This window comes from Comamonas koreensis (assembly GCF_014076495.1).
Taxonomy (GTDB): domain Bacteria; phylum Pseudomonadota; class Gammaproteobacteria; order Burkholderiales; family Burkholderiaceae_C; genus Comamonas; species Comamonas squillarum.
Map to the genome: position 1 here is coordinate 98,428 of NZ_CP043575.1, position 14,465 is coordinate 112,892.

The 14,465-nt window shown below is 60.3% G+C and carries 12 protein-coding genes and 2 tRNA genes; 5 read left to right on the forward strand and 9 right to left on the reverse strand.

The window, feature by feature from the left end; translation table 11 throughout:
* Nucleotides 1-6 precede the first annotated feature (6 nt).
* Complete coding sequence (locus tag F0Q04_RS00455) at nucleotides 7-480, reverse strand: DUF3784 domain-containing protein (protein ID WP_182343949.1); 474 nt, start codon at nucleotides 478-480, stop codon at nucleotides 7-9.
* Between the two features lies 1 nt (nucleotide 481).
* The gene (locus F0Q04_RS00460) at nucleotides 482-865 is read right to left on the reverse strand and encodes a DUF4177 domain-containing protein (protein ID WP_182343950.1); all 384 of its coding nucleotides are present in this window, start codon (nucleotides 863-865) and stop codon (nucleotides 482-484) included.
* A gap of 286 nt (nucleotides 866-1,151) precedes the next feature.
* Here F0Q04_RS00460 and F0Q04_RS00465 point away from each other — a divergent pair, with 286 nt between their 5' ends.
* From F0Q04_RS00465 to arsH, 5 genes are all read left to right on the forward strand, one after another.
* Entirely contained in the window at nucleotides 1,152-1,388 is a 237-nt protein-coding gene (locus F0Q04_RS00465) for a helix-turn-helix domain-containing protein (RefSeq protein ID WP_182343952.1), read from the forward strand.
* Nucleotides 1,389-1,599: 211 nt separating this feature from the next.
* Nucleotides 1,600-1,923: an ArsR/SmtB family transcription factor gene (locus tag F0Q04_RS00470; RefSeq protein WP_182343954.1), complete on the forward strand. Its 324-nt coding sequence runs from the start codon at nucleotides 1,600-1,602 to the stop codon at nucleotides 1,921-1,923.
* A 27-nt stretch (nucleotides 1,924-1,950) separates the two neighbouring features.
* The gene (locus tag F0Q04_RS00475) at nucleotides 1,951-3,240 is read left to right on the forward strand and encodes an arsenic transporter (RefSeq protein ID WP_182343956.1); all 1,290 of its coding nucleotides are present in this window, start codon (nucleotides 1,951-1,953) and stop codon (nucleotides 3,238-3,240) included.
* A 25-nt stretch (nucleotides 3,241-3,265) separates the two neighbouring features.
* Nucleotides 3,266-3,697, forward strand: a complete 432-nt coding sequence (arsC, locus tag F0Q04_RS00480; RefSeq protein ID WP_182343959.1) for an arsenate reductase (glutaredoxin) — start codon at nucleotides 3,266-3,268, stop codon at nucleotides 3,695-3,697.
* Nucleotides 3,684-4,400, forward strand: coding sequence for an arsenical resistance protein ArsH (arsH, locus tag F0Q04_RS00485; protein ID WP_232539622.1), 717 nt, complete (start codon nucleotides 3,684-3,686; stop codon nucleotides 4,398-4,400). The genes arsC and arsH overlap by 14 nt, the downstream gene beginning before the upstream one ends.
* A 201-nt stretch (nucleotides 4,401-4,601) precedes the next feature.
* On the opposite strand, the gene F0Q04_RS00490 is transcribed toward arsH, so the two are convergent.
* The 7 genes from F0Q04_RS00490 to rpoC form a co-directional block, all read right to left on the reverse strand.
* A tRNA-Phe gene (locus F0Q04_RS00490) sits at nucleotides 4,602-4,677 on the reverse strand.
* A 98-nt stretch (nucleotides 4,678-4,775) separates the two neighbouring features.
* Nucleotides 4,776-4,851: transfer RNA gene (locus F0Q04_RS00495), tRNA-Phe, on the reverse strand.
* 52 nt (nucleotides 4,852-4,903) lie between these two features.
* The gene (locus tag F0Q04_RS00500; protein ID WP_182343962.1) at nucleotides 4,904-5,596 is read right to left on the reverse strand and encodes a response regulator; all 693 of its coding nucleotides are present in this window, start codon (nucleotides 5,594-5,596) and stop codon (nucleotides 4,904-4,906) included.
* Nucleotides 5,597-5,635: 39 nt separating this feature from the next.
* Complete coding sequence (locus tag F0Q04_RS00505; RefSeq protein ID WP_116927808.1) at nucleotides 5,636-7,903, reverse strand: sensor histidine kinase; 2,268 nt, start codon at nucleotides 7,901-7,903, stop codon at nucleotides 5,636-5,638.
* 20 nt (nucleotides 7,904-7,923) lie between these two features.
* On the reverse strand, nucleotides 7,924-8,520 hold the full coding sequence (locus F0Q04_RS00510; protein ID WP_165841254.1) for a DUF4390 domain-containing protein: 597 nt from the start codon (nucleotides 8,518-8,520) through the stop codon (nucleotides 7,924-7,926).
* A 10-nt stretch (nucleotides 8,521-8,530) separates the two neighbouring features.
* A complete protein-coding gene (gene rsmB, locus F0Q04_RS00515) occupies nucleotides 8,531-9,940 on the reverse strand; it encodes a 16S rRNA (cytosine(967)-C(5))-methyltransferase RsmB (protein ID WP_182343965.1) in 1,410 nt (469 codons plus the stop codon).
* A 283-nt stretch (nucleotides 9,941-10,223) separates the two neighbouring features.
* A complete protein-coding gene (gene rpoC, locus F0Q04_RS00520; protein ID WP_116927795.1) occupies nucleotides 10,224-14,453 on the reverse strand; it encodes a DNA-directed RNA polymerase subunit beta' in 4,230 nt (1,409 codons plus the stop codon).
* Nucleotides 14,454-14,465: the final 12 nt, after the last annotated feature.

Here is a 14,465-nt window from a genome sequence, read left to right on the forward strand (position 1 = left end):
CTCTTTTCATTCTTTGCCCCTTTGGTTTAATTCACCCTTGATCTGTGTCTCATAGCTCGACGTCACCCTGGAAAAGTAAATACCGCCAGCGACCCATAGGCCTAAGCCGAGCCACCACGCCTCAAAGAAGCCCCAGATTCCAGACATGAAGAAGATGGCGCACAACAGCTCCTGTACACCAGTGAATCTGGCTAGTGCTAACTTCTGGATATGAGCATCGACCTTCTTGTCCGCTTGCTCGCTCACTCGTTGCTCAGAGGCTGGGAACATAGGGGCACCTGATTTAGAGCCTGAGAGCTGGGCCTCAATAGCCTGGATGCGAGCTACTGCCTCTTTTGCAGCCAACTCCTCAAGCTCTTTAAGCTCAGTCTCCTTCTCGATGGCTTGTTGCCGCGCCTCTTCCCTCCTACGGGAAATTTCTGCAGCCTGTTCTTGCTGCAACTCGGCCCGCCGCTGTGCAATTTTTTGGTTCAGGTCCAATTTATTCCTCGCTGTTTAAAAGATTGCTAAGCACTGAACCAGCAACTGCAGATCCAGCGACCATTCCAGCCGCGCCGATGGCAGCATTGCGACCCTTTCGCTTGGCCAGTTCTTCGGCACGGATCACGTCATCGATGCAGCGCGATGATCTGGCCGCTCTTTCAGACTCGGGCACACGGCGCTCGAACGTCACCATCAAGGTTTCCCGGTCAGTAACAACGAGATGCCGCTGCATGACCTTTTCCATGAACACCAAGCGCCAGCCCTCTGAGGCCATGGCATTGATATAGGCCTCAAGCACCTCAGTCTCGATGCGGCCTTCGCCCAGTAGAAATGAACTGATCGCGCCATCCGCAACATCGATGACCTTGTATTCGTATTCCATTCAATTGACTCCTTAGTGGTTGGTGGATAGGTAGATGGACAGTGACAAACAGGGCGCCTTAGCGCGATGACGAAGTGCAAAGGCTGATGCAGTTCATGCCCCCACGTCTTTCTTCTCATCTCCCTGTGACGCCGACAGAGGCCTTCAGCATCAGCCATGGGTGGGAAAAGCCGTACATCAATGTCTCATCTGAGTTTTGCTGGCCTTGTAAGGGCTCCGCGGTCAATCAATCGTAATCTATTCAGTCGTGTTACGACTATTCCATATTCGACTAGACGATGCGTGGATGTCTACATCCCTGTATCACGCAGATTACGAGGCGCTGCGAGCAGCCCTTCGAGCCTTGCGCGTGCAGGCCGGACTGACGCAAACAGATATGGCAGCGGAGTTAGGAGTCGGGCAGTCTTACGTCTCCAAGTTGGAGCGCGGAGAGAACTACGTCGATGTGATTTTGTTTGCTCGCTGGTGCCAGATTTGCAAGGTCAGACCAGGGCTAGCACTGGATAGGCTGCTCAGGGTTTAGGCACATCTCAACTTGAGCGAGGATGTTGGCGGCTTTTCGAGTAGCTATGCCTACTCCAGCAGCGACACGTGGGGTGGAGTTGAAGGTCAGGTGGGCGGTCCGGTTACGGCCACAAGCAGACATCTGTTGTGAATGCTGCCATCCTGCAAACGAAGACTTGCTGTCAAAAATGAGTAAATCAATCATTCAACATTTGTTGTATGATTGATATATGGAAGAAGCTCAAGTTATCCGTTCCCTCTCTGCTCTGGCCCATGAAGCACGCCTGCGCGTTTTTCGTGCATTGGTCGTCGCAGGGCCTGAAGGTCTGACTCCCAGTGCATTGGCCGAACAGTTAGGTATAGCCCCCAACGCACTGTCGTTTCACCTCAAAGAGCTCTCCCACGCAGAGCTCGTGAGTCAGGAAAGACAAGGGCGCAATTTGCTCTATCGTGCAGCGTTTCCCGCGATGAATGGCCTGCTCGCCTACCTCGTCGAAAACTGCTGTCAGGGCAAGGTTTGCACGCCAAGTGCCTCGGCTTCGTGTCCTTGCTGAAGCTGTCTTTGCCAGGTGCAGTTCATCATGTTGACGGCAATTCTGATTTTCATCTTCACCTTGACTCTGGTGATTTTGCAGCCACGCGGCCTGGGCATTGGCTGGAGCGCCTCGCTGGGGGCCGGTATCGCACTGCTGTTGGGGGTTGTGCACTGGGCCGATATTCCCGTGGTCTGGAACATCGTCTGGAATGCCACGGCGACCTTTGTCGCGGTCATCATCATCAGCTTGTTGCTGGATGAAGCAGGATTTTTTGAATGGGCTGCGTTGCACTTTGCTCGCTGGGGTGGTGGCAGAGGCTTCAAGCTCTTTGTCTTGATGGTGCTGTTGGGCGCTGCCGTGTCAGCCTTTTTCGCCAACGACGGAGCTGCTCTCATTCTTACCCCCATCGTGATGGCAATGCTGGTCGCACTGGGCTTCTCCGCTGCTGCAACGCTGGCGTTTGTCATGGCGGCAGGCTTCATCGCCGATACAGCCAGCCTCCCGCTGATCGTCTCCAACCTGGTCAACATCGTCTCAGCCGACTTTTTCAAGATCGGGTTCAACGACTACGCATCGGTGATGGTGCCGGTCACGGTGGTATCGATACTGGCCAGCCTTGGTGTGCTGCTGCTGTTCTTCCGGGGAAGCATTCCTGCAAGCTACAAGCTCGATCAACTCAAGCAGCCTTCAGAAGCCATCAAAGACCTTGCCACTTTCCGCGCTGGCTGGATCGTCCTGGTCTTGCTGCTTGTGGGTTTCTTCGCGCTAGAACCCTTGGGCGTTCCCGTCAGCGCTGTGGCAGCGGTCGCTGCCGCGATCTTGTTGGTGGTGGCGGCACGCAGCCCTGTGATCAGCACGCGTAAAGTGTTGCGCGGTGCGCCTTGGCAGATCGTTGTGTTTTCGCTCGGTATGTATCTGGTGGTCTATGGGCTGCGCAATGCGGGTCTGACGGATTACATCGCGATGCTGCTGAACCAATTTGCAGCTGGTGGCGTGTGGACCGCATCACTTGGTACGGGAGTTCTGTCTGCGATTCTTTCCTCGATCATGAATAACATGCCAACTGTCCTGATAGGTGCCCTGTCTATCGATGCTTCCACGGCCAGCGGGGCAGTCAAGGAGGCCATGGTCTACGCCAATGTGATCGGTTGCGACCTCGGCCCCAAGATCACGCCGATTGGCAGCCTGGCCACGTTGCTTTGGCTGCATGTGCTCGCCAAGAAAGGCACAAGCATTGGCTGGGGCTACTACTTCAAAGTCGGTGCGCTGCTGACCATGCCCGTGCTGCTTATCACTCTTGCAGCGCTGGCCCTACGGCTCAGCCTGGCCTCATGAACCTTTGCAACGGAGATCAACCGCCATGAGCGATATCACGATTTACCACAACCCCGCTTGCGGCACTTCCCGCAATGTGTTGGCGCTGATCCGCAACAGCGGAGAGCAGCCTACGGTCATTGAATACCTCAAGACTCCGCCTGATGGCGCCACCCTCGTGGGCCTGATCCAAGCTATGGGAACGCCAGTGCGCGAGCTGTTGCGCCAAAAAGGTACGCCGTATGACGAACTTGGCTTGGGCGATTCCAAATGGACGGACGAGGAATTAATTGATTTGATGCTCCAGCACCCCATCCTGATAAATCGTCCCATCGTGGTCACCCCGCTGGGAACCCGCCTGTGCCGCCCATCAGAGGCTGTGCTGGACATCCTGCCGCAGCCTCAGCAGGCCTCATTCTCCAAAGAAGACGGAGAAGCCGTCATTGACTCAAATGGAAATCGAATTGGCAAACTCTGATCTACCGAACCTCGATGAACGAGCTTTCGAAAAGCCCTGCCTTAACGGCATATTGCCCGCACAGCGCGCGGCGCATGCGCCTCGCATTCTGCTGCTGTATGGCTCCGTTCGTGAGCGCTCCTACAGCCGGCTGCTGACCGAAGAGGCGGCGCGACTGCTGTGCAGGATGGGTGCCGAGACTAGGATTTTTGATCCAAGCGGTTTGCCTTTACCTGATGGTGCGCCGGATAACCATCCCAAGGTTGAAGAGTTGCGTGAGCTGGCCCAATGGTCAGAGGGTATGGTTTGGACTTCGCCAGAGCGCCATGGTGCCATGACCAGCATTCTCAAAGCGCAGATTGACTGGATTCCTTTGTCTGTCGGAGCTGTGCGGCCTACACAAGGGAAGACATTGGCCGTGATGCAGGTCTCGGGCGGCTCGCAGTCCTTCAATGCGGTCAACCAGATGCGCGTGCTGGGCCGCTGGATGCGCATGATCACCATCCCTAATCAGTCGTCCGTTGCCAAGGCATTCGCGGAGTTCGATGAGGCTGGCCGGATGAAGCCTTCCCCCTATTACGAAAGGGTGGTGGATGTGATGGAAGAGCTGGTTAAATTCACACTGCTCACCCGTGACTGTTCGGGCTATTTGGTGAATCGATATAGCGAGCGCCGCGAACGCGCCCAGGATCTGTCTAAGCGGGTCAACCAAGGCAGCATCTAAGACATATGGCAGATAGTCCCGAATTCCTTTGAGGCCAATCTAGCAGCCGCTTCGTTTCTTCTTGAAGGACGGCAATGGGTCGATTGCTGACCCTTTAAGAGCTCGCTACTGGAGGCAAGCAACTTGGACATTGAGTTGCTGCCCAACTTCTTGCGGAAAGCAAAAAGCCCATCGCAAGGGATGGGCTTCTGTGCATGAATCTGGTGGCCTGGGACGGAATCGAACCGCCGACACAAGGATTTTCAATCCTCTGCTCTACCAACTGAGCTACCGGGCCATCAAGCCAGCCATTATAGCGCGAAAAAGGAACTCGCCCAGAGATCAGCAGATACAAGAAAGCCTCCGCACCAGACTTGATGCAGAGGCTTGTTGTTTTGGTGGCCTGGCGCGGAATCGAACCACGGACACGCGGATTTTCAATCCGCTGCTCTACCAACTGAGCTACCGGGCCCACGAGTTGAATTATAGCCCGAAAAAAAGGGCGCTTTTTCAAAAAACTGAAATCAGTTCTTTTTATTGCGGCTCAGGTCCACGCCCAGCTGACGCAGCTTGCGGTAGAGGTGGGTGCGCTCCAGGCCGGTCTTCTCGGCCACGCGGGTCATCGAGCCGCCTTCGCGCGCCAGGTGAAATTCGAAGTAGGCCTTCTCGAAGCCGTCCCGTGCCTCGCGCAGCGGCCGGTCCAGATCAAAGCCCTGGTGGGCATTGGGCGCGGCGTCCGCTGCAGCTGCGGTGGCCACGGTGGCAACCACCGGGGCGCTGTAGCCTGTGGGGGTGAAAGTTGGCACCACCTTGCCCGGAACGGCAGCCGCCGGGGCTGCGGCGGGCGCGGGCACATTGCGCTGCAAGCCCTGCTCTACTGCCTTGAGCAGCTTTTGCATCGTGATGGGCTTTTCCAAAAAAGAGAACGCGCCAATGCGCGTTGCTTCGACGGCGGTATCAATGGTGGCGTGGCCACTCATCATGATCACGGGCATCGTGAGCAGGCCGGTCATCGACCACTCTTTGAGCAGCGACACACCATCGGTGTCGGGCATCCAGATGTCGAGCAGCACCAGGTCGTAGCCGCTTTCGTTGCGGGCCAAGCGCGCCTGTGTGGCGTTCTCCGCAACGTCCACGCTGTGGCCTTCATCGTTCAAGATCTCCGACAGGAGATCCCGAATTCCCAATTCGTCATCGACAACCAGAATATTTGCCATATTTTTTGAAAATCCAGTGCAGCAGGTGTGAGAGTTATTTCAAATCATCAACTCTTTTTCGATAGAGAATGATAACGACACTTGGGCACCTAAGATTTTTTCCCCCTCGACTCGATTAGAGATTTCTACGCGAGCGCCATGCTCGTCCGCAATTTTTTTGACGACGGCCAGGCCCAGGCCGGTACCTCGGGGCTTGGTCGTCACGTAGGGCTCAAATGCCTTTTGTAATATATGTTCTGGAAAACCGCAACCGCAGTCAGCAATTGTCAAACGCACGCGTTTGCTGTTGCCACTGAACCGGGTGGAGATCCGCACCGCCGGTGCTGATGCCTCCTTGCCCACCCAGGCCTGTTGCGTTGCATCCTGCGCATTTTGCAGCAAGTTATGGATGACCTGCCGCAACTGCTGCGCATCGCCCATGATACGTGGGGCCGCACTGTCCAGCTCCGCCTCCACCGGTACGACAGCATTTTCCGCGCCATATAAATGCAGCACGTCCATCACCAGCGCATTGAGGTCGATGGACTGCAGCTCGGCGGCCGGCAGGCGGGCGTAGTCGCGGAACTCGTTGACCAGGCGCTTCATCGCATCGACCTGGTCGACGATGGTGGTGACAGACTTTTTCAAAATCGCCTGGTCCTGGCCTTCGAGCTTGTTGCCCAGCTTGATCTCCAGCCGCTCGGCCGACAGCTGGATCGGTGTGAGCGGGTTCTTGATCTCATGGGCCAGGCGCCTGGCCACCTCGCCCCAGGCCTGGGCGCGCTGCGCCGAGACGATTTCGGAGATGTCGTCAAACACCAGCAGGCGGCGGTTGTCGGGCAAGGTGGCCCCGCGCGCCACCAGGTTGATGCTGTTCTGGTTGGGCAGCTGGCTGTCGCCATGGAGCTCATAGGGCTGCTGCCAGTGGTCCAGGTAGTGCTCGTCGGTGACATCGTGCAGGCGGGCAAACTGCCGGTCCACCTCTTGCGCAAAGGCCTGCAGGCCGGGCAGATCGCGCAGCGGGCGGCCTTCAAAGGCGGCCAGCGGCGCACGCAGAATGCGGGTGGCCCCGGGGTTGCTGGAGTGGATGACGCCCTGGGCATCAAGCACGATGACGCCGGCGGTAAGGTTGTCCAGAATGGTCTGCAGGCTCTGCCGCGCCTCATCGGTCTGGCGCATGCCGCGCTCGACCGCACGGCGCGCGTCGAGCAGCTGCTGGGTCATCTCGGCAAACGAGCGGGTCAGGCCGCTTAACTCGTCCTTGCTGGGCAGCACCGGTTTGGGTCGCAGATTGCCCGATGCCACCTCGCGCACGCCTTCGGCCAGCACCAAAAGCGGGCGCACCAGCTGGTTGCCCAGCAAGGCGGCCAGCACCACGGCGCCGAAAACGGCCAAGAACAGACTCAAGGTGAGCGTGCCGATGTACATGCGGCGCAGGCCGTCGCGCGCCAGCGCGCGTTCCTGGTACTCGCGGTTGGCCTCCTGCACCTTGAGGGCGTTGACCACCAAGGCCGCTGGCAGCGGCATGGTGGCCTGCAAAAAGCGGCCGTCGGGGATCACCCCCACATCGCCATTGGCGACCTGCACCAGGGTTTTGACGCGCACCTTGGACGGGTCGCCGGTGATGGCGCCGTTGATGTCGGCCACCTCTTCGAGGCCATCGATCTGATAGGCGCGCTGCTGCTGGGTGGCGGTGCGCAGCAACGCGGCCGAGGGCTTGTCGGGGTTGAGCACAAAGCGCGACTGGCCGGTGCTGGCAATGGCCTGGGAGCTGGCCGACCACAGCACCACATCATCGGCGCCGAGCTGGTCCTTGATGCGCTCGAGCACGAGGCCCGATGCGGCATCCGATATCTGGGACAGCTGGCTGCTGGCGGTGCGGGTGCGCTCGGCCATCGCCGTGGAGGTGGTGTCGAGCGTGATGCGCGCGAGGTTGACCCCGGCGTCCAGCGCGCCTTCGACCTTGACATCGAACCAGCTCTCGATCGAGCGCGAGACGAACTGGTAGGAGACGAAATAGATCACCACGCCGGGCAGCACGCCCACCAGCGCAAAGGTGGCAGCCAGCTTGAGCAGCAGCTTGCTGCCAAAGCGCCGGGCCACAAGGCGCCGCACCAGGATGACTACGCCCCACAGCACCACCATGCTCAGCACACAGGCCACGCCGATGTTCACGCCCAGCAGCACGCCGTAGTAGCGCTCGTACAGCACGCGGTTGTTGGTGGCGAAAGACAGCAAGAAGAGCAGCACCAGGCCGATGCCGATCATCGCCGACAGGCCAACGATCACCGACCAGCGCGCACGGCTGGGCGTGTAGGCCACGCGCATCGACGATGACTTTTCGATTTTCACGGCGCGCTCGCCTCGGGCAGCGGCAGCTGGCTTCTGAGCTGCAGGTTCAGGCCGCCATTGCTGAACGGCGCGAACTGGAAGATGCGCGGCAGCTGGCTGCTGTCGAGCCGGAAGCTGAACTTGACCAGGTAGTCCACATCGCTTGCGAGCTCATCGGCGCTGGCGATCTTCCAGTTGCGCACGCGCTTGACCACGAGCATCACTTCTTCGAGGCTGTCAAAGCTCTGGCCCAGCGAGGTCACCGCGCCGGCGTCGGTCAGCGGCATGCTCGAGACATGCAGGCGCCAGCGCCGGGTCAGCGGCTGGTAACTCACGCGCAGGTAGCGGGCGGTTTTCTTGACGGTCTTGTCGCGCCAGTACCAGCGCTCGGAGATGACCTCGGCCTCCTGCACAAAGTACAGCGCCACGCCTTTGTTGAGGGCATCTTCGATCTGGTCGGGCAGCGCAAACTGCAGCGCCACCGTGGCAAAGGCACCGTCGGCATTGCGCACCAGCTGCAGCTCGACCTTTTTCTCATTCTCCGACGCCATGGCCGGTGCCGCTGCGGCACAGCACAGCATCAGCGCAAGGAGGAAATGGTGGATCAATCGCATACGGACGGGCTCAACGAAGCGGCTTGTGCAGCAGCGCGTAGTAAAAACCGTCATGGTCGCGCGCCAGGCTGCCCAGGCTATTGTGACCGGCCTCGCGCAACTGTGGCAACAAATGCCCTGGCGCAGGCAGGCGTTGGGCATCGGCGTGGCGGCGGAGGAACTGCGCCACCTGGCCCTCGCCCTCTTCATGGAAGACCGAGCAGGTGCAGTACAGCAGCCGGCCGCCGGGCACGACCAGGGGCCACAGGGCTTCGAGCAGCTGGCGCTGGATGGCGGCGAGCTGCGCGATGTCGGTGGCGCGGCGCAGCCAGCGCACATCGGGCTGGCGGCGCACGATGCCCGAGGCCGAGCAAGGCGCATCCAACAAAATTGCATCAAATTGCTGCAACCCGTGGCGCGCTTGCACCGCCGGCAGCCAGCTGGCCACTTCGCTGCCGCTGGCCACCACCACATCGGCCTGCAGTGACAGCCGCGCCAAGGTATCGCCAATGCGTTCGGCGCGCTTGGCATCGATCTCCAGCGCCACCATGTCGATGGGGCGCTGGGGCGTGGCGGCTTCCAACAGATGCGCGGTCTTGCCGCCGGGCGCGGCGCAGGCATCGAGCACATGCAGCGCGCGGCCATCGTGCGGCTGCAAGCCATCGAGCAGCAGCGGCGCGGCCATCTGGGCGGCGCTGTCCTGCACCGAGACCCAGCCCTGCGCAAACTGCGGCAGCTGGTCCACCGGCACGCCGCGCGTCAGCACCAGGCCGGCCTCGCCCACGCCCACCACGGCCTCGATGCCCGCTTCATCCAGCAGCGCCAGGTAATCGGCGCGGCTGCAGCGCTGCAGGTTCACGCGCAAGGCCATCGGCGCCTGCGCATTGTTGGCCGCCACAATGGCCTGCCAATCTTGCGGATAGTCCTTTTGCAGGCGCCCCAGCCACCACTGCGGGTGGTTGTACTGCGCCACCGGCTCCTGGGCCACGGCGCGCAGCAGGTCATCGCGCTCGCGCAAAAAACTGCGCAGGCAGCCATTGATGAAGGCCGATTGCGACTTGGTGGCCGAGCGCTTCTTGGCCGCATCCACCGCCTGGTTCACCACGGTGAAGGCGTCGTAGCGCGGCACCTCGGGCAGCAGCAAGGCCAGCGCCGTGCACAGCAAGGCATCGACCGCGCTGGCAGGCTTGCGCGGGGCCAGCTCGGCACGCACGGCTTCTGCGGTGCCCAGCACGCGCAGCACATCCATCAGCAAGGCCTGCACGCCGGCGCGCAGCGCGGGCTCTACCCCGCCCAACACGGCGCGGGCAGATTGCCCCTGGCGCACATCCTGCAAGGCGCGCGCCACCGCCAGCAGCTGGGCGGACAGGCTGGGGCCCTGGTTGGTGTTGGGCGCTGTGGCGGCCCGGGAGGGTTGTCGTGGACGGGAAGGGAGGTTCATGCCGAAGGAGTGCAATGGCCTGGGTGCCGCTGCGGATCAAAAGGAATACTAATCGATATGCCCCAGGAGGCCTCTGCGCGTGCAGAGCCTGCCTGGTAAAGACGCTGTGCAAAGTGACCTGCTTCAGACACGAAATGGAGCAGAGGACTTTGCACAGAGCCATCATCAGGGCGCGTCAGCAGCCGGGCTGCCAGGCATTAAAAAACCCGTAATTCCGCGGCGCGAAATTACGGGTCTTGCTCAGCCCAACCTGACCGATAGGTATCGGTCAGGGATTGGCGGCTTAGTCAGCAGCAGGGTCTGCAGCGCTGTCGGCAGCGGCCACCGCTTCTTCCGACACACCGGCCAGATCGGCCGCTTCTGCATCGGCGATGGCGCGGCGCTCGGCCTCGTCCATCTCGTCCTTGGCCTTGCGTGCCTGGTGGTAAGCCAGACCGGTACCAGCGGGGATCAGACGACCCACGATGACGTTTTCCTTCAGGCCACGCAGCTCGTCGCGCTTGCCCATGATGGCAGCCTCGGTCAGCACGCGGGTCGTTTCCTGGAAGGAAGCGGCCGAGATGAAGGAGTCGGTCGACAGCGAAGCCTTGGTAATACCCAGCAACACGTTGGAGTAGACCGCTGGGATCTTGCCATCGCGCTGTGCAGCTTCGTTGGTGTTGAGCACTTCGGAGCGCTCGACCTGCTCACCCTGGATGTAGGAGGTATCACCTGGGGCTTCGATGACCACGCGGCGCAGCATCTGGCGAACGATCACCTCGATGTGCTTGTCGTTGATCTTCACGCCTTGCAAGCGGTACACGTCCTGCACTTCGTCAACGATGTAGCGCGACAGCTCTTCGATACCCAGCAGACGCAGGATGTCCTGCGGATCGGCTGGGCCGTCGACGATCAGCTCGCCCTTGTTGACCACCTGGCCTTCGTGCACCAGGATGTTGCGTTCCTTTGGAACCAGCTCTTCCCAGACCTTGCCTTCCAGATCGGTGATCTGCAGGCGCACCTTGCCCTTGGTTTCCTTACCGTAGGACACGGTACCGGTCATCTCGGCCAGCGCGCCCTTGTCCTTCGGCGTACGGGCTTCGAACAGCTCGGCCACACGTGGCAGACCACCGGTAATGTCGCGGGTCTTCTGGCCTTCCATAGGAATACGGGCCAGCACTTCGCCGGGGCCCACTTCCTGGCCATCACGCACCTGCAGCAGAGCGCCGACCTGGAAGCCGATCGTCACCGCGTGGTCGGTACCAGGAATCTTGACTTCCTGGCCGTTGGCATCAGCCAGCTTGACCTGCGGACGCACCACCTTGGCAGAACCACGGTGCTTCGGATCGATCACCACCAGGGTGGATAGACCGGTCACTTCGTCGACCTGCTTGGCCACGGTCAGACCTTCTTCCACATTCTCGAACTTCACCTGACCGGCGTATTCGGTAATGATGGGTCGGGTCAGCGGATCCCAGTTGGCCAGCACGGTGCCCGCCTTGATCTGTTGATCAGGCTTGATCGACAAGATAGCGCCGTAAGGCATCTTGTGACGCTCGCGCTCGCGGCCGTACTCGTCCTGGATCACGATTTCGCCGGAGCGGGAAATCACAACCAGTTCGCCCTTGTTGTTGGTCACATAGCGCATCTGTGGGTTGAAACCCACGATACCGTTGGACTTGGCTTCCACGCTGGAGGCCACAGCCGCACGCGAAGCCGCACCACCGATGTGGAACGTACGCATGGTCAGCTGCGTGCCAGGCTCACCGATCGACTGGGCAGCGATCACACCGACGGCTTCGCCGAGGTTGATCATGCCGCCACGGCCCAGGTCGCGGCCGTAGCAGGTAGCGCACAGACCAAAGCGGGTTTCGCAGGTCAGTGCGGTGCGCACCTTCACTTCGTCCACGCCAGCCGCTTCCAGATCTTCGATCAGGTCTTCGTCCAGCAGGTCGCCGGCCTTGGCCAGCACCGCGCGGGTTTCGGGGTGCAGCACTTCGTCCGCAGCGGTACGGCCGAGGATACGGTCGCGCAGCGATTCGATCACTTCACCGCCTTCCACCACAGCGCGCATCAAGGTGCCGTTGTGCGTGCCGCAGTCGAGCTCGGTGATCACCAAGTCCTGCGTCACGTCCACCAGACGACGCGTCAGGTAACCGGAGTTAGCCGTCTTCAGCGCCGTATCGGCCAGACCCTTACGGGCACCGTGGGTGGAGATGAAGTACTGCAACACGTTGAGGCCTTCGCGGAAGTTCGCGGTAATAGGCGTCTCAATGATCGAGCCATCGGGCTTGGCCATCAGACCACGCATACCTGCCAGCTGGCGGATCTGTGCGGCCGAGCCACGGGCGCCGGAGTCGGCCATCATGTAAATCGCGTTGAACGATTCCTGATCGACTTCGTTGCCATGGCGGTCAATGACCTTTTCCTTGGCCAGCTGGGCCATCATGACCTTGGAGACTTCGTCACCGGCCTTGCCCCAGATGTCCACCACCTTGTTGTAGCGCTCGCCAGCCGTCACCAGACCGGAGACGTACTGCTGCTCGATTTCCTTCACTTCCGCTTCGGAGCGGGCGATGATCTCGGCCTTTTGCGGTGGCACCAGCATGTCGCCAATGGCGATCGAGATACCGGAGCGCGTTGCCAGACGGAAGCCGTTTTGCAGCAGCTTGTCGGCGAACACCACGGTTTCCTTCAAGCCACACTTGCGGAACGAGATGTTGATCAGCTTGGAGATTTCCTTCTTCTTCAACGTCTTGTTGATCGAAGAGAAAGGCATACCCTTGGGCAGAATCTCGGACAGCAGCGCGCGGCCCACGGTGGTTTCCACCAGCTTGGTCGTCGGCTCGAACTCACCCGAGGCCTTGTTCTTGTTCCACTCGGTCAGACGCACGCTGATCTTGGTGGCGCGCTCGACCTGCTCGGCATCCAGTGCGCGTTGCACTTCGCCGATGTCGGAGAACACCATGCCTTCGCCCTTGCCGTTGATCCGCTCACGGGTGGCCTGGTACAGGCCCAGCACCACGTCCTGAGAAGGAACGATCGAGGGTTCGCCCGAAGCGGGGAACAGCACGTTGTTGGAGGCCAGCATCAGGGTGCGGGCTTCCATCTGTGCTTCCACCGACAGCGGCACGTGAACAGCCATCTGGTCACCGTCGAAGTCAGCGTTGAATGCCGCGCAAACCAACGGGTGCAGTTGCAGGGCCTTGCCTTCGATCAGGATAGGCTCGAACGCCTGGATACCCAGACGGTGCAGCGTAGGCGCACGGTTGAGCATGATCGGATGCTCGCGAATCACCTCTTCCAGGATGTCCCACACCACGGGGGTGCCGGTTTCCACTTCCTTCTTGGCGGCCTTGATGGTCGTGGCGATGCCACGCGCTTCGAGCTGCGCGAAGATGAAAGGCTTGAACAGCTCCAGCGCCATCAGCTTGGGCAGACCGCACTGGTGCAGCTTGAGCGTTGGGCCCACGGTAATCACGGAACGACCGGAGTAGTCGACGCGCTTACCCAGCAAGTTCTGACGGAAACGACCGCTCTTACCCTTGATCATGTCGGCCAGCGACTTGAGGGCACGCTTGTTCGCGCCGGTCATGGCCTTGCCACGGCGGCCGTTGTCCAGCAGCGAGTCGACCGCTTCTTGCAGCATGCGCTTTTCATTGCGGGCAATGATCTCTGGGGCCTTGAGCTCCAGCAGGCGGCGCAGACGCGAGTTACGGTTGATGACGCGGCGGTACAGGTCGTTCAGGTCGGAGGTCGCAAAGCGGCCGCCATCCAGCGGCACCAGCGGACGCAGATCGGGAGGCAGCACAGGCAGCACTTCCATAACCATCCAACCGGGCTTGATGCCGGACTTCTTGAACGCTTCGAGCAGCTTCAGGCGCTTGGCATTCTTCTTGACCTTGACTTCGGAGCCGGTCAGGTCGTTGCGCAGGCGCTCGATTTCCGAGTCGATCTCGATGCCTTCGAGCAGGTCCTTGATGCCTTCGGCGCCCATCTTGGCCACGAATTCATCACCGTACTCTTCGACGTTCTTGTCGTACTCGTCTTCCGACATGATGCTGAACTTCTTCAGCGGGGTCATGCCGGGGTCGGTCACCACATAGGCTTCGAAGTACAGCACGCGTTCGATGTCGCGCAGGGTCATATCCAGCACCAGACCCAGGCGCGATGGCAGGGACTTGAGGAACCAGATATGGGCGCAAGGCGCGGCCAGGTCGATGTGACCCATGCGTTCGCGGCGCACCTTGGTCTGCGTGACTTCAACGCCGCACTTCTCGCAGATCACACCGCGGTGCTTCAAGCGCTTGTACTTGCCGCACAGGCATTCGTAGTCCTTGATCGGGCCAAAGATCTTGGCGCAGAACAGACCATCGCGCTCGGGCTTGAAGGTACGGTAGTTGATGGTCTCGGGCTTCTTCACTTCACCGAAAGACCACGAACGGATCTTTTCGGGCGAAGCCAGGCCGATTTTGATGGCATCGAAATGCTCATCAGGCGTGAATTGTTTGAACAGGTCGAGTAGCGATTTCATAGACTCTTTCCC